The organism is Apilactobacillus micheneri (assembly GCF_006493595.1).
GTDB lineage: Bacteria > Bacillota > Bacilli > Lactobacillales > Lactobacillaceae > Apilactobacillus > Apilactobacillus micheneri.
Genome location: NZ_QUBI01000001.1, coordinates 289,468 through 314,230 on the forward strand (window position 1 = coordinate 289,468; position 24,763 = coordinate 314,230).

At 31.4% G+C, this 24,763-nt stretch carries 24 protein-coding genes and 1 riboswitch; of the genes, 11 read left to right on the plus strand and 13 right to left on the minus strand.

Going from position 1 to position 24,763, the window contains the following annotated elements; all coding sequences use genetic code 11:
* Positions 1-98: 98 nt before the first annotated feature.
* Positions 99-1,061, plus strand: a complete 963-nt coding sequence (locus DY123_RS01505; RefSeq protein ID WP_140923807.1) for a nucleoside hydrolase — start codon at positions 99-101, stop codon at positions 1,059-1,061.
* A gap of 46 nt (positions 1,062-1,107) precedes the next feature.
* On the opposite strand, the gene DY123_RS01510 is transcribed toward DY123_RS01505, so the two are convergent.
* Both DY123_RS01510 and spx read right to left on the minus strand, forming a co-directional pair.
* On the minus strand, positions 1,108-1,911 hold the full coding sequence (locus tag DY123_RS01510; RefSeq protein WP_105963965.1) for a Cof-type HAD-IIB family hydrolase: 804 nt from the start codon (positions 1,909-1,911) through the stop codon (positions 1,108-1,110).
* Between the two features lie 88 nt (positions 1,912-1,999).
* Positions 2,000-2,398, minus strand: coding sequence for a transcriptional regulator Spx (gene spx / locus DY123_RS01515; RefSeq protein ID WP_105963966.1), 399 nt, complete (start codon positions 2,396-2,398; stop codon positions 2,000-2,002).
* Between the two features lie 211 nt (positions 2,399-2,609).
* On the opposite strand from spx, the gene DY123_RS01520 reads away from it, so the two are divergent.
* The gene (locus tag DY123_RS01520; RefSeq protein ID WP_140923809.1) at positions 2,610-4,166 is read left to right on the plus strand and encodes a bifunctional metallophosphatase/5'-nucleotidase; all 1,557 of its coding nucleotides are present in this window, start codon (positions 2,610-2,612) and stop codon (positions 4,164-4,166) included.
* Between the two features lie 34 nt (positions 4,167-4,200).
* Here the strand turns inward: DY123_RS01520 and rny are convergent, their stop codons facing one another.
* Positions 4,201-5,784 carry a ribonuclease Y gene (rny, locus tag DY123_RS01525; RefSeq protein ID WP_225426729.1) on the minus strand — a complete coding sequence of 528 codons (1,584 nt, stop codon included), beginning with the start codon at positions 5,782-5,784 and terminating at the stop codon, positions 4,201-4,203.
* 164 nt (positions 5,785-5,948) lie between these two features.
* Positions 5,949-6,917, minus strand: coding sequence for an alpha/beta hydrolase (locus tag DY123_RS01530; RefSeq protein ID WP_140923813.1), 969 nt, complete (start codon positions 6,915-6,917; stop codon positions 5,949-5,951).
* 101 nt (positions 6,918-7,018) lie between these two features.
* Here DY123_RS01530 and DY123_RS01535 point away from each other — a divergent pair, with 101 nt between their 5' ends.
* The gene (locus DY123_RS01535; RefSeq protein WP_140934331.1) at positions 7,019-7,441 is read left to right on the plus strand and encodes a helix-turn-helix domain-containing protein; all 423 of its coding nucleotides are present in this window, start codon (positions 7,019-7,021) and stop codon (positions 7,439-7,441) included.
* Positions 7,442-7,474: 33 nt separating this feature from the next.
* Here the strand turns inward: DY123_RS01535 and DY123_RS01540 are convergent, their stop codons facing one another.
* Complete coding sequence (locus tag DY123_RS01540; RefSeq protein ID WP_140923817.1) at positions 7,475-8,803, minus strand: ammonium transporter; 1,329 nt, start codon at positions 8,801-8,803, stop codon at positions 7,475-7,477.
* Between the two features lie 175 nt (positions 8,804-8,978).
* Here DY123_RS01540 and DY123_RS01545 point away from each other — a divergent pair, with 175 nt between their 5' ends.
* Positions 8,979-9,821 (plus strand): SAM-dependent methyltransferase, encoded by an 843-nt coding sequence (locus DY123_RS01545; protein ID WP_140923818.1) that lies wholly within the window; start codon positions 8,979-8,981, stop codon positions 9,819-9,821.
* A 229-nt stretch (positions 9,822-10,050) separates the two neighbouring features.
* On the opposite strand, the gene DY123_RS01550 is transcribed toward DY123_RS01545, so the two are convergent.
* Together DY123_RS01550 and DY123_RS01555 are read right to left on the minus strand one after the other, a co-directional pair.
* Complete coding sequence (locus DY123_RS01550; RefSeq protein WP_140923820.1) at positions 10,051-10,575, minus strand: hypothetical protein; 525 nt, start codon at positions 10,573-10,575, stop codon at positions 10,051-10,053.
* Positions 10,576-10,584: 9 nt separating this feature from the next.
* Positions 10,585-10,974: a hypothetical protein gene (locus DY123_RS01555; protein ID WP_105987448.1), complete on the minus strand. Its 390-nt coding sequence runs from the start codon at positions 10,972-10,974 to the stop codon at positions 10,585-10,587.
* Between the two features lie 85 nt (positions 10,975-11,059).
* On the opposite strand from DY123_RS01555, the gene DY123_RS01560 reads away from it, so the two are divergent.
* Entirely contained in the window at positions 11,060-11,947 is an 888-nt protein-coding gene (locus DY123_RS01560; RefSeq protein WP_140936379.1) for an RluA family pseudouridine synthase, read from the plus strand.
* 63 nt (positions 11,948-12,010) lie between these two features.
* On the opposite strand, the gene DY123_RS01565 is transcribed toward DY123_RS01560, so the two are convergent.
* Positions 12,011-14,401: a phosphoketolase family protein gene (locus tag DY123_RS01565; RefSeq protein WP_140923824.1), complete on the minus strand. Its 2,391-nt coding sequence runs from the start codon at positions 14,399-14,401 to the stop codon at positions 12,011-12,013.
* A 243-nt stretch (positions 14,402-14,644) separates the two neighbouring features.
* Positions 14,645-15,373 carry a GntR family transcriptional regulator gene (locus DY123_RS01570; protein ID WP_140936380.1) on the minus strand — a complete coding sequence of 243 codons (729 nt, stop codon included), beginning with the start codon at positions 15,371-15,373 and terminating at the stop codon, positions 14,645-14,647.
* A 103-nt stretch (positions 15,374-15,476) separates the two neighbouring features.
* Here DY123_RS01570 and ybaK point away from each other — a divergent pair, with 103 nt between their 5' ends.
* Positions 15,477-15,980: a Cys-tRNA(Pro) deacylase gene (ybaK, locus tag DY123_RS01575; RefSeq protein WP_108982859.1), complete on the plus strand. Its 504-nt coding sequence runs from the start codon at positions 15,477-15,479 to the stop codon at positions 15,978-15,980.
* 1 nt (position 15,981) lies between these two features.
* Here ybaK and DY123_RS01580 read toward each other — a convergent pair whose 3' ends face one another.
* The 3 genes from DY123_RS01580 to DY123_RS01590 are packed head-to-tail and all read right to left on the minus strand — an operon-like array spanning position 15,982 to position 19,570.
* Positions 15,982-16,614 carry an HD domain-containing protein gene (locus DY123_RS01580; RefSeq protein ID WP_140923826.1) on the minus strand — a complete coding sequence of 211 codons (633 nt, stop codon included), beginning with the start codon at positions 16,612-16,614 and terminating at the stop codon, positions 15,982-15,984.
* A gap of 51 nt (positions 16,615-16,665) precedes the next feature.
* Complete coding sequence (locus DY123_RS01585) at positions 16,666-17,166, minus strand: DUF1836 domain-containing protein (protein WP_140923828.1); 501 nt, start codon at positions 17,164-17,166, stop codon at positions 16,666-16,668.
* 52 nt (positions 17,167-17,218) lie between these two features.
* A complete protein-coding gene (locus DY123_RS01590; RefSeq protein WP_140923830.1) occupies positions 17,219-19,570 on the minus strand; it encodes an HAD-IC family P-type ATPase in 2,352 nt (783 codons plus the stop codon).
* An 86-nt stretch (positions 19,571-19,656) separates the two neighbouring features.
* Between DY123_RS01590 and DY123_RS01595 the strand changes: the two genes are divergently transcribed.
* The 5 genes from DY123_RS01595 to DY123_RS01615 all read left to right on the plus strand — a co-directional run bounded on the left by DY123_RS01595 (position 19,657) and on the right by DY123_RS01615 (position 24,081).
* Positions 19,657-20,511: an aldo/keto reductase gene (locus DY123_RS01595; RefSeq protein ID WP_140923832.1), complete on the plus strand. Its 855-nt coding sequence runs from the start codon at positions 19,657-19,659 to the stop codon at positions 20,509-20,511.
* Positions 20,512-20,575: 64 nt separating this feature from the next.
* Positions 20,576-20,757: riboswitch (Lysine riboswitch) on the plus strand.
* Between the two features lie 163 nt (positions 20,758-20,920).
* Entirely contained in the window at positions 20,921-22,423 is a 1,503-nt protein-coding gene (gene yjeM, locus DY123_RS01600; RefSeq protein WP_306418661.1) for a glutamate/gamma-aminobutyrate family transporter YjeM, read from the plus strand.
* 147 nt (positions 22,424-22,570) lie between these two features.
* Positions 22,571-22,891, plus strand: a complete 321-nt coding sequence (locus DY123_RS01605; protein ID WP_140934332.1) for a hypothetical protein — start codon at positions 22,571-22,573, stop codon at positions 22,889-22,891.
* 69 nt (positions 22,892-22,960) lie between these two features.
* Entirely contained in the window at positions 22,961-23,704 is a 744-nt protein-coding gene (locus DY123_RS01610; RefSeq protein WP_140934333.1) for an SDR family oxidoreductase, read from the plus strand.
* A complete protein-coding gene (locus DY123_RS01615) occupies positions 23,704-24,081 on the plus strand; it encodes a MerR family transcriptional regulator (RefSeq protein ID WP_140923837.1) in 378 nt (125 codons plus the stop codon). Before DY123_RS01610 ends, DY123_RS01615 begins: the two co-directional genes overlap by 1 nt.
* A gap of 3 nt (positions 24,082-24,084) precedes the next feature.
* Here DY123_RS01615 and DY123_RS01620 read toward each other — a convergent pair whose 3' ends face one another.
* A complete protein-coding gene (locus DY123_RS01620; protein ID WP_140936381.1) occupies positions 24,085-24,696 on the minus strand; it encodes an SAP domain-containing protein in 612 nt (203 codons plus the stop codon).
* Positions 24,697-24,763: the final 67 nt, after the last annotated feature.

Here is a 24,763-nt window from a genome sequence, read left to right on the forward strand (position 1 = left end):
TTTTCAGTTTTTAGCAATATAATAAGTTTATAAATGAAAAATGTTCATGAAACAAATAATTTCATGAGGGGCAAAAAAACTTGGGAGGGTTTTTCATTATGGCAAAAAAGAAATTAATTCTTGATTTAGATACTGGTGTAGACGATGCAATGGCTATTGCTTATGCTGTTGCTGCACCTAATGCTGACTTAGTTGGTATCGTTAATTCTTATGGAAATGTAGTTGTTGAACAAGCAGCTAAAAATTCATTACAAATTCTTGATTTACTAGGTGCAAATGATGTGCCAGTATTCGAAGGTGAAAGTCATTCACAAACAAGTGATCATTTTGATGTAATGCCAGTTTCAGCTCACATTCATGGTAAAAATGGAATTGGTGAAGTTCAATTACCAGAAAGTAGCCGTTCAGTAGAAAAAGAATCTGGTGTTGATTTTATGATTGACGCTGCACATAAATATGGCAAAGATTTAACTATTATTCCTACTGGTCCATTAACTAATTTGGCAGCAGCACTTCGTAAAGACCCTGAAATTAGTGATTTAATTGGTCATGTTACTTTAATGGGTGGTGCTTTAACCGTTCCCGGTAATGTTTCAGATGCTGCTGAAGCAAACATCAACCAAGATGCTGAAGCTGCAAATGAAGTCTTCACTAACAAAGTTCCCGTTACTATGGTTGGTTTAGATGTTACATTAAGAACATTATTAACTAAAAAAGAAACTCAACAATGGCGTGATTTAGGTACAACAGCTGGCGAAAAATTTGCTGACATTGTTGATTATTACATTGGCATTTATGATGAAATGTATCCTGAATTAGGCGGTTGTTCACTTCATGATCCGCTAGCAGTTGGTGTTGCTTGTGATCCTACCTTTGTTCAAACATTGGATCTTGATATGATTGTACATCATGGTGAAGAAAATTATGGTCGTACTACTGGTGACACTGCTAAATTAGATGATCCTAACCCTTCAGACAAAGCAGCAATTCAAGTTGATGACAAACGTTATCTAAAAACATTTATGCAATATTTAACTAAATTATTTGCTGATAATAAATAACAAAAAAGTTTCCTACTATAAAATAATTAGTAGGAAACTTTTTTATTTAGTCTTTAAAATATTTTTCTAAATAAGCAGCAACACCATCTTGGTCATGATTTAATGTTACATCATCACCAATTGCTTTAATATCATCATTAGCATTGTCCATTACTATCCCTAATTGTGCCGCCTTTAGCATTTCAATATCGTTTTCTGCATCACCAAATGACATTAGATTATCAAAATCTAAGTCAAAATGTTTCAACAATTGTTCTAATCCAACTGATTTATTCATACCATTTTGAATAAATTCCATAATCTTAGGTTGTGAACGTACGATATGATAATTATTTTGCACCTCTTCAGGCATATGGTCACGAGCCCAATCTAATTTAGCTGATTGTTCTGACATAATGGCTTTACTATATTCCTTATCAGATAGGTCATCAAATTTAGCGTTAATAAATTCTAAATCAGAATTTAAAACTTCTTTATAAGTAGACTTAACTAAGTCAGTTAATTCGTATACTTTTTCAAAATCTAAAATGTCTAATGGTAAATCGTTCTCTTTAGCAAAATTATGCACCAAATCAAAATCTTTTAATTTTAAGCCTTTTTTGAATAGTAAGTGCTTATCACGATTTCTAATAACCATTGCTCCATTAAAGGTAATGGTGTAGTCTTGGCCTTCTGTTAATCCTAATTGTTCAATATATGGCCACACAGCATTAATTGGACGCCCAGTACATAAAACAATTTTAATTCCTTGGCTATGTAGTCTTTTCAAAATATCTTCATTTTTTGGGCTAATTTCTTTATGTGAATTTAATAAGGTATTATCTAAATCTAACGCAATCATTTGTATCATAAAATTCATCTCCCCTGTTAATACCATTCTATACAAAAAAAGCATTAATTCAAATATGAATTAATGCCGTATACTCTAAAAATCAAGCTTAAGCTTCGAGTTGTGATTCGAGTTCCTTCAATTCAGTTTCGCGAATAGAACGTGGTAAGAAACGACGAATTTCTTCTTCGTTATAACCAACTTCTAGACGCTTGTTATCAAACACGATAGGGCGCTTAATTAAATCTGGATATTTAACAACTAAATCAACTAATTTTGATAATGATAGACTATCAAAATCGATGTTTAATTTCTTAAATATTTTGGAACGAGTTGAAATAATATCTTCACTACCATTTTCAGTTAAACGAAGAATTTGTTTTACTTCGTCTGCATTTAATGGATTAGAATTGATGTTTCTTTCCTTAAATGAGATATTATGAGCTTTTAACCAAGCTCTGGCTTTACGACTTGAAGCACTACTTGGTGCAACATAAAGATTCAACATATCTATCACCTCTAAAATCGCTTAATTAACGAAAAAACAAGTATATCTAATTATAAATACTTACTAATAGTAAATATTCATAACTACTTTTATGCTAACACAATAGAATTAGAAATCAACAGCATTTAAAAACATATTATAAATTTACACAAGCATAAAATAAGATTATAATTTCAATAAATGAACGGAATATATACGGGAGTGAAAAAGAATGAAAATTAACATTTTAGCAACTAGTGATACTCACGGATTCTTATTCCCTACTAACTATGTAAATTTAAAAGATAATAAACCTTTTGGGCTTTTAAGATGCGCATCTTGCTTTAAAGACCAAAAAGAAAAAATGGAAAATACTGTAACTATCGATAATGGTGACTTTATAGAAGGATCGCCTTTAGCGTATTTTATAGCTAAAGTTAAAAAGCAACCTTCACCCTCTCAAATTAGTAATACCTTCAATATGATGGATTATGATTTTGGAGTTTTAGGTAACCATGAATTTAATTATGGATTGGATTATTTACATAAAGCAATTAAAGAATCTGACCGCCAATTTTTATGTGCTAATATTATCGACGAGCACAATAATCATCCACTTGGTAAACCATATGCAATTAAGAATATTAATGGTATTAAAATTGGCTTTTTAGGCTTAACCACTCAAGGTACTACCAAATGGGAAAATCCTGATAATCTAAAGGGTTTAACATTTTTATCAGCAGCTGATACTGCTAAAAAATACATTCCTGAAATGCGTAAACAAACCGACTTAAATGTTATTGTGTATCATGGCGGTATTGAAAAAAATGAATTTGGCAATCCCACTGAAGAACTAAATGGCGAAAACGAAACCTACGAAATTTTGTCTAACATTGATGGTATTGATGCCATCGTTACTGGTCACCAACATCGCAAAATTGCTGGCCACCTATTCAATGTTCCAATCATCCAAGTAGGTCATCGTGGTGAATATGTGGGACACATTGAACTAGATATTGATCAAAAAGACGGCAAATATTTTGTAAAAAATAGCAATGCCGAATTAATCGAAACAAAAGACTATAAAATAGATAAAGAAATTGCCAAAACATTATTACCTATACAAAATCAAATTAATAATTGGTTAGATGAACCGATGGCCAATATTCAAGGTAATATGGAGTTTAATGATTCTTTTAATGTTCGTTTAAATAAAAATAGTTTTATTCAATTTATCCAAGAAATTCAAATGAAAACTATGGGTGTTGATATTTCAGCTACTGCTCTCTTTAACAATGAAGCGCATGGATTTGAGAACCCAATCACGATGCGTAATATTATAACTAATTATGTCTATCCAAATACACTAGCTGTGTTAGAAATAACCGGTGCTGATTTAAAAGCTGCTATTGAAACTAGTGCCAAATATTTTACAGCTGAAAATGGAAATATAACCATTAATCATGATTATATTTTCCCTAAAGCTAAGCATTATAACTATGATATGTATGAAGGAATTGACTATGTAATCAATGTTGCCAAACCATTTGGTCAACGTGTTACAAAATTACTGTATCATGGCAAACCAGTTGTTAGTGATCAAAAACTAAAAATTGCTTTAAATATTTATCGAGCTGTTGGTGGTGGTAATTTTACAATGTTTAATGCTAGTAAAATTATCAAAAAAGATGGGCGTATGATGAGTCAATTAATCGCTGATTATTTAAGAAATCATAAAAATATTAAAGCCAAAAACAATCATAACTTTAAAGTGATTTATGAACCATAAAAAATAACCTCTAGAAAAATCTAGAGGTTATTTTTTATTTACTACTTGAATACTGTTTTTTGCGTTTTCCAACATATTGAACTGCTTTTAATGAACGAATAGCTGTCACTTTAATTTTACCAGGATAAGTTAATTCATCTTGAATCTGATCTCTAACATGTTGAGTAAGTGCTTTACTCTTGTCATCATTCAGAATTTCTGGATTAACAATAATTCTAATCTCACGACCAGCTTGAATAGCATAACTATCTTTAACACCTTTATGTTGATTAGCAATATTTTCAAGATTTCTTAAACGAGTAACATATTCTTCAATTGATTCACTTCTAGCACCAGGTCTAGCTCCTGACATTGAATCCGCAGTTGCTACTAAAATGGAAATGGCATTAGTTGGCTCGACATCCCCATGATGAGAAGCAATTGCATTAACAACAACTGGATCTTCATCAAATGCTTTAGTCAATTTAACTCCTAACTCCACATGCGTCCCATCAACTTCATGATCAATAGCTTTTCCAATATCGTGCAACAAACCTGCTCGTTTGGCTAATTTAACATTCATTCCCAATTCAGCAGCTAACACACCAGTGATTTGAGCAACCTCAATTGAATGATATAAAACATTTTGCCCATAACTAGTTCTGAATTTTAATTTACCAATAATCTTCATTAAATCAGGATGCATTAATCCCACTTTTAATGAACGAACAACATTTTCACCAGTTTCACGCAAACCAGCATGTACATTTTTTGTTGAAACATTAACTTGATTTTCAATATTACTATTAGTAAATTGGCGAGAAATAATTAAGTTTTCGATGGTCGTACGAACAATTTCACGACGAAAGGCGTCATGAGTAACAATATGCAATAATAGAGAATTTTCATCATCGAATATTAATTCAGTTCCCGTCAACGATTCTAATAGTCGAATATGTTGTTCGTCTCTTCCAATTAACTTAGCTTTTAGATCGCCATTTGGTAAAACTATATTTCTTTCAATGTGTGTCTTGGGTTCATCACGAGCACCACGTTGAATTGATTCAATTAATAATGAGTTAGCTCGTTTATTAGCAGAAACCTTACTTTCAGCCAATTGATACTTAACTTCAATATCCATTTCTCGTTTTAACTTTTGCTTAGTATTTACTAATACATAATCACGAGCTTGATCAAAATTAAAATCACTAATTTGTTCAAGTTTAGCATGCCGTTGATTTAAAATATCATGGGCATTATCTAAAGTCTTATCAACATCTGAAGCCAGTGCATCTTGTTGTGACTTACGATTATTTAAGTCGTTGGAAAAACCTAATAAACGTTCTTTCATTTGATCTAAAAATTCTTCATGTTGATCAAGACGTTGATTACGAGTCTCATTTTCATATTTTTGTGTGTCAATTTCATCATTAGAGGTCTTAATATATTGATCAATATCATGCTTTTCTTTATTAGCGATATTATTACAATATTCTTCAACTTTGCGATTATCATATTCAAGATAGTATTTTGCCTTTATTTGTGCATTATTTATTTCATTATTCATTTTAAATTTATTAATCAATACACCAGCGATAATTCCTAATAACAAAAATAACGCAAATAATAAACCAACCAAAATGGCATCCCCCTTTCTAAAATTATTAATTACTTTTTATATTAAATTTAATTTAAAGTATCTATATACTCTTATTATCATAACATTTTAAAACCCTTTTTTTATAATAATAAACAATAATTTTATAAAAAATAAGCTATAAAATTAATTATAGCTTATCTATATTAGTTAAAATAACGATCTAAGAAAGATTTGATTGTTTTAACATATAATTCTGGATTAGTTTGATAAGATGCAGCATGTGGAGCATTTTTAACTAATAATAGTTTTTTAGGTCCCTTGGTTGCATTGTACACTGGATAAACCATTCTGGTAGGTACAAAATTATCTTTAGATCCATGAATAAATAACATTGGTTTATGATTCTTTTTAACTTGTTTCAGGGCAGAAGCTGTATACAAGCTATAACCAGCTCTAATATGAGTAATACCACTTAAAATTGGTACTAATGGCCATCTAGGAAAATCTGATAAATGATATAACTGTTTTGCTTCATGATTAATTTCATCTGAAGCACTAGTGTACCCACAGTCTTCAATATAAGCCTTCAATTGAGATGGTACAGATTTTTCACCAGATACCATCATGGTAGTAGCACCACCCATACTAACTCCAAACATAATCAACTGAGAATCCTTACCATTTTCTTCAATTATGCGACGCATCCATTTGATATAATCCATGCGATCAGGCCAACCATATCCTACGTAGTTACCTTGGCTTTGACCATGACCACGACTATCAGGAGTTAAAACATTATATCCCATTTGATGAAAGATATAAGCATATGGAGCCATTAGCTCTTTATTGCCCATATATCCATGTGCAATAATTACTGTTTTCTTTGTGGGTTTATCAGCTGGTAAATAGTTAGCAACTAGTTTGAGATGGTCAGTTGTCGACATTTGCGTCCAATGATATTTTTTAGCTGATTTATACCACTGATCACCTGGATAAAGTGGTGAAGATTTAGATATTTTTTTGTCTTTTAGGAAATTCTTCTTACCTGGCACCACTGCTACATGGTAGAAATATAATCCCGCTCCCAAAAAGCCAAAACACAATAGGAAAAAGAATATGCCTAAAGTAGTTAAGAAAATTTTTATTTTTTTACCCAAATCAAACCACTCCATTTAATTTAATATTATTTTGATTATATGTTGCATATTACTAAAATACAACTATCTAACAGGATTTATTATTTTAAGTTATACTATTATTAGAGGTGATTCAGTTGTTTCCAATAAGATTAAAAGCATTAAGAAAAGGCCAAAAAATTAGTTTAAAACAATTGGCAGAAAACTTGAATAAATATTCAAAAGATAGTAAACATCATAATACCCCTGCCCAAATTGGTAATTGGGAACGTGGTGTTAGGTCGCCATCATATTTAGAAATCAAAAAATTATCTTCATATTTTAATGTTAGCATGGACTACTTAATTGGTAGAACATCAATTCAACATTTCAATTTAGAGACTGTTTTAATGAGTGAAAATAAAATTACATTTAATGATCAAACACTGACTCATCATGATCGTTATGAAATTTTCCAATTAATTAATGTCTATTTGCATGGCAAAGATAACAATAATACAGAAAATAAAAATAATGAATATCAAGAAAGTTTAAATTTGGATTTAGATGACGATAAATAAAAAGATGATTTCAAGAAGAAATCATCTTTTTTGTTAATCTTTTGGTAAATTGGGATTATTTAAATGTCCAACTTGCCCTTTAAATTCATTAGCATTAACTTCAATATCTTTATTTTTATTAAATGCTCGATCATTAATTGAAACTGTATAATCTGCGTTTTCACCATGTTCGGATTGATCTAGGCCACGCATTTCTTCCTGCTTAGTTACACGCATTGGCATAACTAATCTTAATAAAGAAATAATAATTGAACAGGCAATTACAACAAAAATAATAGTGCCAAATGTAGCAATTAGTTGAATAAATACCATATGGAAACCACCATCATAAAATAAACCATTGGTAGTTACGGCCGAGTTAACTGATTTAGTAGCTAAAAATCCGGTTAAAATGCTACCAACAATTCCGCTAACTCCGTGGCAACCAAAAGCATCTAAAACATCATCTACCCCAATTTTAGGCTTCAAATAATTTACAAATAAATAACTAGCAAATGTAGCTACAATTCCAATCACAAATGAACCTGTAATAGTGACAAAACCAGCAGCTGGAGTAATACCCACTAAACCACATAATGTTCCTGTACATACGCCATCTAATTGTGGTTTGCCGACAAAATGCATATCTAGTAGCATCCAAACAAGCATTGAAGTTGCTGTTGCAACCGTTGTTGTCATAGTTGCTTGCATTGCAACATTGTTAACTGCTAATGCAGATCCAGCATTAAATCCATACCACCCAATCCATAAAATAGTCGTACCTAATAAAACCCAAGGTAAATTATAATGATGGGCATGGCGATTGCCTTTCATTCGCTTGCCTAAAAAGATAGATAAAATTAAAGCAGTAATTCCCGCATTAATATGAACAACGGTCCCCCCAGCAAAATCTAAAGTTCCTAATTTTGCTAAAATACCATTTGGCGACCAAACCATATGTACCATTGGATAATATAAAACAATTGACCATAATATAATAAAAACTAATAAAAATTTGAAATGAATGCGCCCAACAACAGATCCAACAAATAACGCTGGAGTAATAACCGCAAACATCATTTCAAAAATTGCATAAACACTAGTAGGAATCTTAGTGGGCATCAAAGTCTTTAAATCAATTCCGTGCATAAAAGGATTAGACAAGTTCCCAATAAATCCTCCAATATTACCAGAAAAAGATAAACTGTAACCTAAAATAATCCATAATAAAATTGCTAAACCAGTAATAATAAAAACTGATAACATCGTGTTAACTACATTTTTCTTTGAAACAAGTCCTCCATAGAAAAATGCTAAACCTGGAGTCATAAATAATACCAAAATACTTGATAAAAATACGAATGATGTACTAGCTAAATCCATTATTATCGCTTCCCTTATGTTTATGTAATGAATTATAACATTAAAAAAGGATAAATGTTAAAAATATTGAAATTTCGTTATTTTTTCGTAAGATAATGTTATAAGTTATTACATAAAATGTATTTTGCATCATTTGTTTTTTTCAAATACAATTAAATAGTTAAAGGTGGTTATTATGAATAAAAAACAGCTAATAAAAAAATTACGTAAAAATAAAAAAATAGTCAAAAAGCCCTCATATATTGAAAGAATGAAAAAATATAGAAAAATCTTCAGTGATTTTCCTGCCATCATTTTTTTAGTTAATAATATATTGGAAGCTAATCGACTTTTAAGATCAAATCAATTACCACAAGATTTGCCAGAATTAATTTTGCCCGATAATATTCAAGATGAAATTTTCCAGTTTGTTAATAATCAATACTCAATGAATGATCGTGAAGGTGACAAAGTATGGAATAAATATGTAGATCAATTACCTATCTTAGATAAAGATTTAAGGTCATTTCGTGATTATTTAGAAGCTGAGTATGGCATGTGGGCATATATATCAGCTCCATTTACAAATGGTATTGCTAAATATCTAAATGGTAAAAAAGCACTTGAAGTCATGGCTGGGAATGGTTATATTTCGAAGGGTTTGCGTGATGCCAGAGCAGATGTTATTTGTACTGATAGTATGAGCTGGCAAAAAGAAAATGAAACTGGCCATCATTTAGTAACTAATATTGAAAAATTAGATGCTAATGCCGCCTTTGATAAATATAAACATGAAATTGACGTTGTCATTATGTGTTGGTCGCCTGATGGTGTGGATATCGATTGGCAATTACTACAAAAAATTCGTGAATATAATAAAGATATTCAGCTAATAGTAATTGGTGAAAAGTATGGTGCTACTGATTCCAAATCATTCTGGGATAATGCAAAAATTATTAATTCAGACATCGCAAATGAATTAAATAAACATCATCGCCCGTTTGACTTAATTAAAGATCAATTATATTTTGTAAATTAAAATAAAAAAATCCCCCAACTTAATAGTTGGGGGATTTTTGTGGCATTTAGCAAATAAATGGATAAGTGGTGTTCACATCACCAGTATTATCAAACACGCTACAATACGGTAGCATTATGTGTCCCACATCAAAAACGTCACTTAATCATCATCTGATGAAAACAAACAAGTTGCGTGACCTTCTCGACTCATCGCAAATTAATTATAACATATTTTGAATTATTTTTTGCTAGATTTTTTTATTTTTAGTTGTTTTCTTTTTACCTTTAGAATCTTGAGCCAATTCTTTTTCAGCTTTAAGACGTTTTTCTTTATTTTCATCAATTGATGCTAACTGATCTTTAGACCAATCAGCTATTTTTTGTTCTAGCTTAACGTTATCAGAAAAATCATCTTGAGAAGATAATTCATCAATACGTAATTTAGAACGATTAACATCTGGTGATTCCACAATCATGTATATATTTAAGTCGCAATCTCCGTCGCCAGACATCATTTTACTAATATTTTTAGAATAACGATATGGTAAGTTAACAATACAATTTTGCAAGAAAAAGCTGGTTTCTTCACCTTTTACATGTAGCATTGCAGACGCTAAATGGCCCAAATTAACTTGTTCTTCCATAAATTTTAAAAGTGGTTGAAATGACTTAACTGGATTATTAGCTAAGTCGGCAGAGGTTACTTCAACAGTTTGCACCTCAAATTGTTCATCATTAATCTTATCAATGAATTCTTGTACACCCATTTTCATTTTTTACACCTATTTTTTCTTTATATTTCGTTTTACAATTCTTACATAGTCATTTTTTATACGTGGCCATGCAAGACGATACCAAAAGAGATTTACAATTACACCAATGATAGCAATTAAAATGGCACCAAAACGATGTAAAGCAGGCACATCAGGGCTTCTAAACATAGTATTGATAATTACAAATAAACTAAGTGTATAGATACCAATAATGACCCCTAAAAAATGATATGCAAACTTCCATCTAATGTAGCCTAAAACATTAAAACCAACATATAAAATAATTGCAATAATAATTGTTTTAAGTAAATCAGCACTATTTCCACTCATTAAAATATCGCATATAATAAATATTATTAATGATAATGCACTGACTAACGCAATTTTATGTTTATTCATATTCTCCTCCAGTACATTTTACTCATTTACACCTTATCACAACTTATTATATTTTACTAAAAAATTTTCAGAAAGCAGGCCTGAAATGCATAAGTGGACGTATCAAATAATAGTTCAAAATCTTAAATCGACTATTAGCATTAGAGAATATTTAAGCCAATATTTATTAATTCCTAAACACTTAATTTTTTCATTAAGAAAAAATCAAAGAGTAACTGTTAATAAAAAATATTTACCCATGAATTTTACCGTCAAAAATGATGATCATATTAAAATTACATTTATTGATAATGATTTCAACTTGCCAACCCAAAATTTATTGCCTGATAATAGTCAAAGTATCAAAATATTATTTGAAAATAACGATTTATTAGTAGTAAATAAAAAACGTGGTATCAAGACCCATCCTAACAAACCTAAGGAAATTGGCACTCTTTTGAACTTTTGTGAAGGATACCTAAATAAGTTCAATCAACACGCTTATATGATTCATCGCTTAGATCAGGAAACCTCAGGAGCCATTATAGTTGGTAAGAATCCTGCTGTTGTTCCAATTTTAGTAAGATTAATTAAGGACAAGACAATCCATCGTACATATTTAGCATGGGTTAATGGAATCTTCCATCAAAAAATGGGTAAAATTAATTTACCGATTGGTTATGACCAAACAGATAAAAGAAAAAGAGCAATAAACGGTCCAAATGCCAAAAAAGCATTAACTGAATATCAAGTTATAAAAGAATACAAAAACAAATCTCTAGTCGAAATTAACATCCAAACCGGACGCACCCATCAAATTAGAGTTCATATGCAAGCAATAGGCCATCCTATTATTGGTGATCCATTATATAATGAAAAAAGCAACGTCGATAACATGTTATTACACTCTTGGAAACTAAAGTTGATCACACCATATTATATGCAAACGAAAATTATGGTATCGCCTATTCCAGAAGAATTTAAAATTATATAACAAAAGAGCCGCATCCAAATGGATACGGCTCTTTTTAGGTTTTAAAAGTTAATTATTATCTAATTACTTTAATGGTTTCCATTGCCAATCGTTTACTTCTGGTAAGTCAGTACCAACTTCACGGATGTAAGCATTGTGCTTGTCAACCATGTCATTCATACGTTGTACGAATGAAGCACCCTTAACAGAGTATTCTGGAATATCATTTACAACTTCTTTAGCTAAGTCGTAACGATCTAATTGGTTCAATACACGCATGTCGAATGGTGTAGTAATGTCACCATTTTCACGGTAACCATGAACATGTAAGTTATGGTTGTGACGATCGAAGAATACATCTTTAACTAGACCTTCGAAGCCGTGGAATGCAAATACAACTGGCTTGTCAGTAGTAAATAGACGATCAAATTCTTCATCAGTTAAACCACGAGGGTCAACCTTAGGTGAACGTAACTTCAAGAAGTCAACAACGTTAATGTATCTGATCTTCATTTCAGGAAATTCATCGTGCAAAATTGAAATTGCAGCAAGACTTTCCCAAGTTGGTTCAGTACCAGCTGAAGCGATAACAACATCAGGTTCTTGACCTTGGTCAGTTGAAGCCCAGTCAATGTAACCTAAACCATTGTTTACAAGGTTAGTTGCTTCTTCAATTGAGAACCATTGTGGACGTGGGTGTTTTGAAGTAACAATTAAGTTAATCTTTTCTTCACTTGCGAATGCAACTTTACCAACAGCTAATAATGAGTTAGCGTCAGCTGGTAAGTATTCACGAATGAATTCAGGTTTCTTTTCAGATAAGTGAGTTAACATACCTGGATCTTGGTGAGTGTAACCATTATGATCTTGTTGGAATACAGTTGAAGTATCAACAAAGTTCAATGATGGGTAACGTTTTCTCCATGGTTGGTCAGCTGCTTTACGTAACCACTTGAAGTGTTGAGTTAACATTGAATCAACTACACGACCAAATGATTCATAAGTAGCAAAGAAACCATGACGACCAGTTAGAACGTAACCTTCTAACCAACCTTCGTCTTGATGTTCAGATAATTGTGAATCAATTAAACGACCATCATGAGCGATGTATTGGTCATTTGGTTCCATAATGTCTTCCATCCATTGACGGTTAGTTTCATTGAACACACCGTATAAACGGTTTGACATTGATTCATCAGGACCAAAGGCACGGAAGTTGTTAGGGTTTGCATCCATAACAGCACCTAACCAGTTTGACCATACACTCATATCTTCAGCGACTGTTTCACCTGGAGTTTTAACATCAACAGCAAATTTCTTTACGTCTGGTAAAACTAGAGGTTTAGGATCGATACCACCATTAGTGATAGGGTTTACTGACATACGACGGTCACCCTTAGGTGCTAATGCCTTAATGTCATCCTTGATAGTACCATCATCGTTAAATAATTCTTCTGGCTTGTATGACTTCATCCAATCTACAAGTAGATCAGCATGTTCCATGTTGTTTGAAGTAATTGGTAGTGGAACTTGGTGAGCACGGAATGAATTTTCAACGGGTTCTCCGTCAAGATTCTTCTTAGGACCAGTCCAACCCTTTGGTGTTCTAACAACAATCATAGGCCATACAGGTTCAGTTGCTGTGTCAGCAGTTTCGTTTTCACGAGCATTCTTTTGAATGTCTTTGATTTCTGGAATAACTTCATCCATAACTTTAGCCATTTTTTCATGGTAAGCCATGTGATCATCAAAGTCTTCTTCATTTTCAACGAAGTAAGCTTTCCAGCCCATACCCTTGAAGTAGTCAGATAATTCTTCATCTGACATACGTGACATGATAGTTGGGTTTGAAATCTTGAAACCATTCATGTTAATGATAGGCAATACAGCACCATCTTTAACAGGGTTGATGAATTTGTCTGAGAACCAACCAGCAGCTAGTGGGCCAGTTTCAGCTTCACCATCACCAATTTCAACAGCAGCAATTACGTCAGGGTTATCTAGGATAGCACCAACACCATGTGATAGTGAGTAACCTAGTTCTCCACCTTCGTGAATTGAACCTGGAGTTTCAGGGGCAGCATGTGATGCAACTCCACCAGGGAATGAGAATTGTTTGAATAATTTAGCCATACCCTTTTCATCTTGTGAAATGTTTGGGTAAATGTCTGAGTAACTACCATCAATGTATGAGTTAGATACCATAACTTGGCCACCGTGACCTGAACCTTCAATGTAGAACATGTTTAGGTCATATTTATTGATTGCACGGTTTAAATGTGCATAAATAAAGTTTTGAGATACGATAGTACCCCAGTGTCCAATTGGTTTAACTTTAACATCGTCTGATGTTAACTTGTTCTTTAATAATGGGTTATCTCTTAGATATAATTGACCTACTGATAAGTAGTTAGCAGTACGCCAGTATTTGTCTAATTCTTCCAAATATTGTTTGGAATCGAAATCTTGTGCCATTAATTAACACTCCTTTTTAATAAAAAACTATTGAAATTAATAATGGTTTACATAAAAAATCATCAACAAAATGGTTAATAATTTTTAATACAATGAATATAATAACTGGTTTTTATAAAAAGTCAACCTTTTTATAAATTGATACGGTCCAATTAATATAATTGTAATAAATCATTATTAATATCGTCATTATTATGAACGATTTATTAGTAATAGTCCAATATTTCTCACAAATTTTAACAATTAATCATCATTTAACATGACGAAAGTATTATATCTTAAATATTGATAATGAAGACGCATATTTGAAACTTCAAATGGCGTTCCATCGTCTAAGAAAAAGATTCCTTCCATCAATCCAACCGGTTCATTAGGCTTCAAATGAAGCAATTTTTGGTCTTGTTCATTTGATGGACTAGCTAATATTGATAAAAATGATTGTGTTACACGTTTATTAATCTTGTCTTCAACATAATTAAAAATAGAACCTGAAACAATTTGTTTACTTAGTTCTGGTGCAATCTTAATTGGAATGTAACCTGTTTCAATCATAAATGGCTTATCATCAAACAAGCGAAGCCGTTGAATCTCATAAACAAAATCACCCTCAGATAAGAAAAGATCTTGCTGAATTTCTTTACTTGCTGGAATAACTTTAAAATCTAATAATTTAATTTTCGGTGTTTTTCCCTGACTTTTTAAACTATCAGTAATTCCTAGATTAGAGCCTTCATAGTGAAAAATAGTTTGATTCTTCATATATAGTGGATTAATAAAAGTTCCAGACCCTCGTTTTTTAAAAATAATTCCATCATCAGCTAATAATTTAAGAGCTCGTTTTATGGAACTACGACTTACATTATATTCTTCACTTAGGCTACGTTCATCAGGAAGACGTTTATTAGGAAATTTATTGTTCACAATTTTTTGTTTCAAATCGTGCATAACTTTACGATAAACTAAATCAGCCATTGTTTACTCCTAACTCGAACAAATTTATTAAAATAAGTATAACAGATTTGTACATTAAATTTTAAACAAATAATATGCTAAAATATCTATTGAGGTGATTTGAATGTCAAAAAAGAAAAAAAAGAACAGCATTCATAAAACTTTAGTTGAACAAATTCTAGATAAAAATAAAATTCCATATAAACAATATACTTTTGCTACTCACGAAGAAGGTGACGTTAGACAAATGGATATTGAAGAAGGTGTTGACCAACATCGCGTTTATAAAACTTTAGTCCTAAATGGTAAAAATACTGGACCGGTTGTTGGCGTTGTCCCAATGGATGAACGTTTAGATGAAAAAAAGTTGGCTAAAGAATCCGGGAATAAAAAAGTAAATATGGTGCCACTTAAAAATTTACTAAAGACTACCGGATATGTGCATGGTGCTAACACCCCAATTGGAATTTATGAAAAATTTCATTATCCAGTTTATATTGATCAAGAAGCTAAGAAACAAGAAAATATTCTAGTTTCTTCTGGTCAAGTTGGTCGTTCAGTTGAAGTTAATGCTGAACAAATGATTAATTTAGTTAAAGGAAATTTTGCTGATATTCGTCAAAAATAGTTTATTGCCATTCATTTTTAAATTCATTTACAAAATTTTCCATATATTTTTTTCTTGGAGCCGCAAGTTTTCTTGCGGCTTTTGTATTCATTAAATCTGGTAATTTAAATAATTTTTCATAAAAATGATTAATCACAGTCGTATGCTTACGATATTCTTTTTTATCCATATTAGTGCGCGGTAATTGATTAGGATCATACATATTATCACCAAAATGGCCGCCAAAATAAAATGCTCGTGCAATTCCAATGACTCCGATTGCATCTAGGCGATCAGCATCTTGAACAATTTGGCCATTAATATCTAATTGATAATGATTATTTAGATTTTTGCTATAAGACATTTGTTCAATAATATTCATAATTTGATTAATATATTCAGAAGAAAAATCTAATTCAGATAATTTATCAATCACCAAATTTTTGTGTTTATTAGTGTCTTTAACCAACTTATCATCAATCACATCATGTAAATAAGCAGCAGCTAAAACAATCATTTGATTAGAGCTAGGAATCATATCTGATAATTTTTCTGATAGTCTAACGACACGCTTAATATGTGAAAAATCATGCCCTGTTTGATCATCTGCTAATTGTCTTTTTACGAAATCAGCGATTTCTTTTATCTCATTCATAAATAACATCCCTTTTATATAAATAAAAAAGAGTGATATGAAATCATCACATCACTCTTCATGCATCATATCTGAATAAATTTCATTCGCAATTAAACGATTGATAATTGTATCAGCAATTGCGTTTAATAAATGATCTGTATCATTATCACTAACTGGTTTTTCACCCTCATCAGCAATATGGTGTAGTTTTTTGACTAACATCTTAATAAACTCATCATATGCTTGTTTTGGAAATTGATTCTTAGTAATCTCGTCAATTCCTTGTCGAATATCCTTAATTGAGAAAACTGGTTTTAATAAACTAATAATAATAATATCGGCAACATGTACAGTTTGATACTTTTTCTTTACTGGTGAAAAAGTAGCTTTTTGTTTTACATAATTGTTTATCATCGATCTAGTAACCGTATCCATCCCTAGTGGTCCGATGGCTTCATTCACAACGGCAATTAATTGATTCATGTACAAATCAAACTTTGGTAAGTCTTCCCATTTAGGCAAACTTACACTTTTCATTTGCGTTTGCCATTTATTATATTGCTTATTCATATAACCACCTCTTTGCAATGATTATATCATATTATCTAGTCTTTAGAACTATTTAACCTAATTTACGTTTCCGATATTGGCTACAAAATTTAACTATTTTCGTAACTATTAATGTAACAACAAAGAATACTGGAATTGAAGTCCCTACAACCAGAAGAGCGTGTAAATTAATTGGATAATTTAATATCGATACCAATGAGAATACTTTATTAAAGAAGATAAAGATCATCGCAAAAATAACAATTGTTGGAACAATGATGGATAACTTAGTTCGATTAAATGGCTTTGAAACCATAAATAATGCTAACCAATAAATAAATCCAGTTACAAGAACACTTAATGTTGCTCGTTGTAGATAAGTAAAATCAACCCATTCTCCAATCAGCATAATCAATAAGACATACCCAACAATAGTAATTGCTGCTGGTAGTGCCACTTCATATATCTTCCGATAAAATTGATTAGTTACTCGTTGATAATTTGGTGAAAGTGCCAATAAGAAAGAAGGCAATCCTACCATAAATGTATTAATCGGTGTTAATTGAATGGGTTGAAATGGATAACTATATGCACTGAACATAAATAACACTGTTAGTGCTAAAGAGAACATCGTTTTAATTAAATATAATGAAGCTACGCTACTGATATTGTTGATTACTCGACGTCCTTCACCCAAAACATTAACCATTGCTGAAAAATTAGAGTTAATCAAAACAAAATCAGCAATTCCTTTAGTACTTTCACTACCAGAGGCCATAGCAACACCACAATTTGCTTGTTTCATGGCTAGCATATCGTTAACTCCATCACCAGTCATCGCCACGGTATGACCATTGGATTGATAAGCTTGAATTAAGCGTTTCTTTTGCTTAGGGGTCACTCTACCAAAAATAGTATATTTCTTTACTAACGCTTGATAATCAGCGTTATCTGATACTGTAGACATATCAACCAAAGCACTACTATTGGGAAGTCCTACACGATAACCAATATTGCTAACAGTTTTAGGATCATCACCTGAAATAATATTTAAATCAGTATCTTGATTTCTAAAATAAGCTAGTGTATAACGTGCATCGGAACGAATCTCATCACTGATTAAGACTAATCCTAGTAAATTAACATTATCTAGTGGTTGCTTTAATTCACCATTTACTTTTGCTAAGCATAATACTCGATAGCCACTCAAAGTATAACTATCAACTGTTTGTTGCAATTTGTTATCCATCTTTTTTATAACGAACTGTGGCGCACCCATTACATAATTACCATTATTAAATTTAGCCCCACTCCACTTTTTATCAGAAGAAAATGGAACACTTTCCACTAAATTCCAATTTGGATTATCAATGGATTTTTTGATTGCTAAGGAGGTTTCATTGTCATCCTCACTAGAGTAAACAATGCCTCCCAAAGCTGATTTCATATTTTCTTTTGAGGTTTGACCAATAGGCAAAACATCTTCAAATTTGAGATTACCGGTGGTGATAGTCCCAGTTTTATCCAAACAAATCGTGTCTACTCGTGCCAATGTTTCAATCGCTGATAAATCTCTTACCAGTACATTTTTCTTCGCTAATTTCATCGCTGATACTGCTAATGTAACTGAGGATAAAAGTACCAGGCCTTCAGGAATCATCCCAATCATGGAAGCAACTGTTCCTAGCAGAGCTTTATTAATATCATCGCCTGATAATAATTTGATTGCTAATAAAGCACTGCCTAAAGGAACAATAATAAAGGTAAGAATTTTAATAATACGGTTGATAGTATGGAGCATCTTACTATCAGACTTTTTATCAGTTTGGTTAACTTCTGATTCCATCCGATTAACAAATGTATCATTACCAACTTTAGCCGCTAAGATACGTGCACTCCCGCTTAGAACAAAACTACCAGAAGTAATATGATCTGAAGCTTTTTTAGCAATTGAATTAGTTTCACCAGTAATTTGTGATTCATCTACTTGTAACCCAGTTGCCGTTAAGATTTCACCATCAACTGGCACTTGGTCACCGTGACTAAGTAAAATTACATCTCCCAAAACAATTTGTTCAGGATCTATCTCCTGCACATTACCATCACGAACAACCTTAATCTTACTTTCAGACAAAATGGCCATCTTATCTAGTTGTCTTTTAGAACGAATTTCTTGAATACTACCAATTATAGTATTTGCCACGGCAATTATTAAGAACAATAAGTTTTTATAATCACCTGTATATAAAACCATTAACGCTAACACAATGTTAATTAAATTAAATAATGTTAATGTATTGTTTTTTAAGATTTGTGAAATGCTTAATGTAAAATCATGACTTTTATTATTGTGAAGACCTTTTGCATATATTTTACTTACTTCAGACTGGGTTAAACCCTTCTGGCTGTTTACTTGTTCTGCCAATATCTCACCTCATTTATGTTTTTTGATTGATTTTATTCATAACTTTGTCTTACTATTAAATTACTTTAAATCCAAGGAGGATCATTATGCCTAATTCAATTAAAGATACAATTAAATTAGCTGATGGGAACCAAATGCCAATGGAAGGCTTTGGAACCTACAAATTAGCAGATCAAGATACTATGGATGCAGCAATTAAAACTGCATTTGAAAGTGGTTATCGTTTATTTGATACTGCACAGTTCTATAATAATGAAGAACTACTAGGTAATTCAATTAAAAAGCTAAAAATTAACAGAAAAGAAATATTTCTTACCACTAAGATTCCTGAACCAAAACAAGGCTATCAATCAACTTTAGATGCAATTGATGAATCACTAGAAAAATTACAAACTGACTATATTGATTTACTATTGGTACACTGGCCAATTCACTCTCAATTTTTTGATACTTGGCGTGCCTTTGAAAAAGCAAAAGCAGAAGGTAAAGTTAAATCAATTGGAGTAAGTAATTATCATCAAACACACCTTGATTTATTATCAACTACAGCTGATGAAATGCCAGTAGTTAATCAAATTGAAGATCACCCATATCTTACTCAAGAACCAATGATTGAGGCTAATAAGCAAAGAAATATATTAACTCAAGCATGGAGTCCAATGGGTCGTGGAGCAACCTTAAACGATGCTACGATAAAAGACATTGCTGAAAATCATGGTAAATCTACTGCTCAAATTATTTTGAGATGGCATTTACAACGTGGAATTGCAGTTATTCCAAAATCCAGTAATCCTGAAAGAATCAAACAAAATGCTGATATCTATGATTTCAACTTATCAGATGAAGAAATGAAACAAATTAGTGCATTGGATAAGCAAAAACGTACTGGTGACGATCCAGAAATCGTATATGAAATTGAACACCAATATCCTACTCATTAATTTAATCATTTACCATTTGCATTATTAAAAATTAATGATAACATTATAAATGTAAATTAAATATATCTAAGGAAGAGGCGCAATTATTATCAGTAGACTTAAGTAATGGTTTAAGACATGTTGATATAAGTTGAAAGGAATAATTGCCGAAACTATTAATTTGCTTAAAGAATTAATTTGTTGGGACTTAGCTCAATAAGCTAAGAACTGTCGTAAGTAAACAACTTACGGGGTGCTTTTAAGGTAAACTAACGATAAAATAAAACGTTGATAATACTTTAAGGGGACTATTCCAATTTGAATAGTTCCCTTTATTTATTAACTTGGCAATTTATACCTGTGAATTATAAATATTTCAATTTGTTTTATCAATTAAAAGTATCTTCCTCATTGAAGGGAGTAATGTTTCATGGAAAACATGAAGAGTCAAAAGAAGATTTCTACAATGGGATTAGTATTAATTATCTTTTCCACCATTTTTGGAATCTCCAATTCACAAACAGCCTTTTATCAAATGGGCTATTCAAGTATTATTTGGTACATATTAGGGGCAATTTTATTCTTCATCCCCACTAGTTTAATGTTTGCTGAATATGGTTCAACTTTTAAAGATGCTCATGGTGGTATCTACTCATGGTTAGAACAAACTATTGGTAAGCGTTGGGCATTTATAGGTAGTTTTACCTGGCTAGCTGGTTGGGTCATCACATTAGTTTCATTAGTTACTAACATGTGGATTCCTTTAGCCGTTACTATCTCTGGTAAAGATACTACTGGTAGTTGGCATTTATTTGGTTTAGATTCAACCGCTACTATTGGAGTGCTGGGAATTTTAGTTATTATGTTTGTAACTTGGCTAGCTTCCCGTGGTATGAAATCTATTGCCGGATTATCCTATGTTAGTGGAATTATTGGGATTGTTGATTTAGTTATCTTTGTTGGATTATCAATCTTAGTATTAATGGCTAATCATGGCCAGTTCGCCGAACCCATTAATATGCATAATATGGTAGCTTCACCTAATCCTGCCTTTCAATCACCAGTTTCAATGTTTTCTTTCTTAGTTTATGCAGTCTTTGCATATGCCGGAATGGAAACACTAGGTAGTATTACCGATAATACTAAGAATCCTAAGAAGACATTCCCTCGTGCTGTTATCATTGCTACTGTTGTAATGACTGTTGGGTACCTTCTAGGCATTCTAATGTGTGGAATTAGTGCTAATTGGCTTCGTGATTTAGGCCATAGTGATATTAATTTAGGAAATGTTCGTTTCGCCCTACTAACTAATTTAGGGGTTGAATTTGGACATAACTTCCTACACTTAAACACCGGTCAATCATTATTAATGGGACAATGGGTTGCTAGATTTACTAGTTTAACTGGTTTCATCAGTTATTTAGGTGAATTTATCTTCTTAACCTATGCTCCAATTAAGTCATTTATTGAAGGTTCACCAAAGAAGTTATGGCCTAAGACTATGACTAAGCTTAATAAATTCGATGTTCCTGCCCATGCACTTTGGGTTCAATGTTTGGTCATTTGCTTAATTATTGCCGGAGTTTCATTTGGCGGATCATCAGCTCAAGCCTTTTACACAATTTTAACTGATATGAATAATATGACTACTGCGGTTCCATACTTATTCTTAGTTATCGCCTTTCCACTATTTAAGAAGAAGATTACACAAAATAAAGATGGCTTTATTTTCTATCAAAATAAGGTATTTACGAATGTAACTACTGTAATTACAATTTTTACATTAGCATTTGCTATCATTTTCACCACCATTCAACCTTTGATGGATCATGATATTCAAACTGCATTCTGGACTTTGTTTGGACCAGTCTTCTTCATCATTGTGGCATGGTTATTCTATTCACATGGTGTTAAAAAATTAAATCAAGAATAAAATTACTTAAAAAAGCCCAATTTACTGCAATGTAAGTTGGACTTTTTTGGTGTTTACACTTTTGTTATCATTAGTCGCAAAAGAAAGAATTAATGTATAAAATTACTTTGCAAACTATTTAGCTTTTTTACAGGCTTATTTTCGATTATGTTTTTAGGCTTAAATTACGCTTTCTCTGATGGTGGGATTGGTGGACCAGCATATATAAATGGTAGTTTAACTACTAAATCACTTTACATATCACTACTGATATTAATTTTTTCATTAATATTCCAAGCAATTTTGTTATTCATAAAAGTGAATAATATATTAGCAATAATTGTCACAGCAATAATTTTAATAACTGCATTATATAGTTTATGTATCAATTTTGCAGGTCATCAAATGTATATTGCTGCAATAATATCAACAATTCTATTTCAACTTGGTAATAGTGATAGTTTAATCAATAAAAATAAAGAAGACTAATCATTTGCATTATAGTTAGGTATAGGGTTTATTATAATTGAACTTAATCAAATAAAGGAGTGTTTTATAATGACTTTACAAAACAAGGTAATTGTTATCACAGGTGCTAGTTCTGGTATGGGAGCTGCAACTACCAAAAAGGCAGTTGCTAAAGGTGCCAAAGTTGTAATTGGAGCTAGAAATGAAGAAAAACTAAAAGCAATTGCTGATAGCACTGAAAATCCAGCCAATGTTGTTTACCAAAAAACTGATGTTACTAATTTAGAAGACGTTAAAGCTTTAGTAAAAACTGCGGTTGATAAGTTCGAAAAAGTAGACATTATTTATAATAATGCTGGTATTATGCCACAAGATAAGTTAGTAGATAGTGATCCAGAATCTTGGAAAGCAATGTTTAATACTAACGTTATTGGTGTTCTAAACGGAATTAAAGCTACTTTACCAACTATGCAAAAACAAGGTAAAGGTTTAATCATGGCTACTGATTCAGTTGCTGGTCATGTTGTTTACCCCGGTTCTGCTGTATATAACAGTACTAAATTTGCTGTTCGTGCAATTATGGAAGGATTACGCCAAGAAGAACACGGTAATGGTATTAAGACTGGTATTGTATCTCCAGGTGCTGTTAATACTAACTTAGTTTCAACTATTGGTAATAAACAAATCAAAGATGCTATTGCAAAAATGTCACAAGATTCAAATATGGCATTATCAGCTGAAGATGTTGCTAACTCAGCTATCTTCATGATGGAACAACCTGATAATGTTAATATGAATGAAATCTTAGTTCGCCCTACTGGACAAAGTATTTAATGAAAATTGCAGAAGTTACCCATAAATATAATATTTCTAGACAAACTTTATATTATTGGGAAAGAATCGGTTTACTATATACAATTGCTAAAGATAGTAATGGCTATCGTAATTACGATGAAGAAAATTTAAAACAAATTGAATTCGTTTCTTGTATGCGTAATGCTGGAATGACTGTTAACAAATTAAAAAAGTATATGGTTTTATATAGTTCCGGTGAACAAACTTTTGGACAAAGGAAGCAATTAATTGCTGATCAATTGGACGAAATTAAACATCAAATTCTAAAATATAAAAATGCTCAACAAGTTTTAGAATATAAATTAAATCACTATGAAGAACTAGAAAATAGTTTTAACAAAAAGAATGCTAAATAATAATTATTTAGCATTCTTTTTGTATTGTTTAATTAATGGATAATATTTTGTTATTAACGCATGATGATATTTTGGTGATCTATCATCACGTACAGCTTTCCACAAAATTGCAGCAACCTTTATTGGGGTATTAAAATCTTTGTATGCATCATCTTTATAAAAGTCTCGTAAAAAATGATTCCATTGATATGTATGTTCTTCAGAATTATTTATAACCTTACTAGGATTATTTATTATTGCAATCAAATCTTTAACCGTTGCCCTACCATCATTATTTTTTTGCACATCGCGCATTTTAATGGCCATAGACTTTTTAAAATGAAAGTTACTAAGATTAAAATAATTAGCAAAATATTTTCGAGCTTCATTATTTAATTTAAATCCTGAATTCAAAAGTTTAGTATCTAACTTAATCTCTGAAAACTGCAAAGATCCTTGCCTATTCAATTTTCTTAATGGCTTAATATCTTTTGGTAACACACCATGTAGCATTTTTAAAATAAAATCATTTAATTCAGCTTTAGTCCCATTTGCAGGCAATCCATATTTTCTACAAAGATTTTGCAAGTCCTTTTTATAAAAATAGTGATTATTAAAATACTCGATGGTTATCATTTATATATTCAACTCTTTTCATAAAAAAATGTACATGCTAAGTATAGCATGTACATTTTAATAATTT

What these genes read in the sequence shown, in the direction of transcription:
- DY123_RS01615 (WP_140923837.1), top strand. Translation starts at nt 23,704, where the DNA reads ATGAAAATTGCAGAAGTTACCCATAAATATAATATTTCTAGACAAACT.
- DY123_RS01620 (WP_140936381.1), bottom strand. Translation starts at nt 24,696, where the DNA reads ATGATAACCATCGAGTATTTTAATAATCACTATTTTTATAAAAAGGAC.
- spx (WP_105963966.1), bottom strand. Translation starts at nt 2,398, where the DNA reads ATGTTGAATCTTTATGTTGCACCAAGTAGTGCTTCAAGTCGTAAAGCC.
- DY123_RS01540 (WP_140923817.1), bottom strand. Translation starts at nt 8,803, where the DNA reads ATGGATTTAGCTAGTACATCATTCGTATTTTTATCAAGTATTTTGGTA.
- DY123_RS01530 (WP_140923813.1), bottom strand. Translation starts at nt 6,917, where the DNA reads ATGGAGTGGTTTGATTTGGGTAAAAAAATAAAAATTTTCTTAACTACT.
- DY123_RS01505 (WP_140923807.1), top strand. Translation starts at nt 99, where the DNA reads ATGGCAAAAAAGAAATTAATTCTTGATTTAGATACTGGTGTAGACGAT.
- DY123_RS01610 (WP_140934333.1), top strand. Translation starts at nt 22,961, where the DNA reads ATGACTTTACAAAACAAGGTAATTGTTATCACAGGTGCTAGTTCTGGT.
- DY123_RS01550 (WP_140923820.1), bottom strand. Translation starts at nt 10,575, where the DNA reads ATGAAAATGGGTGTACAAGAATTCATTGATAAGATTAATGATGAACAA.
- DY123_RS01595 (WP_140923832.1), top strand. Translation starts at nt 19,657, where the DNA reads ATGCCTAATTCAATTAAAGATACAATTAAATTAGCTGATGGGAACCAA.
- DY123_RS01510 (WP_105963965.1), bottom strand. Translation starts at nt 1,911, where the DNA reads ATGATACAAATGATTGCGTTAGATTTAGATAATACCTTATTAAATTCA.
- DY123_RS01560 (WP_140936379.1), top strand. Translation starts at nt 11,060, where the DNA reads ATGCATAAGTGGACGTATCAAATAATAGTTCAAAATCTTAAATCGACT.
- DY123_RS01580 (WP_140923826.1), bottom strand. Translation starts at nt 16,614, where the DNA reads ATGAATGAGATAAAAGAAATCGCTGATTTCGTAAAAAGACAATTAGCA.
- DY123_RS01565 (WP_140923824.1), bottom strand. Translation starts at nt 14,401, where the DNA reads ATGGCACAAGATTTCGATTCCAAACAATATTTGGAAGAATTAGACAAA.
- ybaK (WP_108982859.1), top strand. Translation starts at nt 15,477, where the DNA reads ATGTCAAAAAAGAAAAAAAAGAACAGCATTCATAAAACTTTAGTTGAA.
- yjeM (WP_306418661.1), top strand. Translation starts at nt 20,921, where the DNA reads ATGGAAAACATGAAGAGTCAAAAGAAGATTTCTACAATGGGATTAGTA.
- DY123_RS01605 (WP_140934332.1), top strand. Translation starts at nt 22,571, where the DNA reads ATGTTTTTAGGCTTAAATTACGCTTTCTCTGATGGTGGGATTGGTGGA.
- DY123_RS01520 (WP_140923809.1), top strand. Translation starts at nt 2,610, where the DNA reads ATGAAAATTAACATTTTAGCAACTAGTGATACTCACGGATTCTTATTC.
- DY123_RS01545 (WP_140923818.1), top strand. Translation starts at nt 8,979, where the DNA reads ATGAATAAAAAACAGCTAATAAAAAAATTACGTAAAAATAAAAAAATA.
- DY123_RS01570 (WP_140936380.1), bottom strand. Translation starts at nt 15,373, where the DNA reads ATGGCTGATTTAGTTTATCGTAAAGTTATGCACGATTTGAAACAAAAA.
- DY123_RS01585 (WP_140923828.1), bottom strand. Translation starts at nt 17,166, where the DNA reads ATGAATAAGCAATATAATAAATGGCAAACGCAAATGAAAAGTGTAAGT.
- DY123_RS01555 (WP_105987448.1), bottom strand. Translation starts at nt 10,974, where the DNA reads ATGAATAAACATAAAATTGCGTTAGTCAGTGCATTATCATTAATAATA.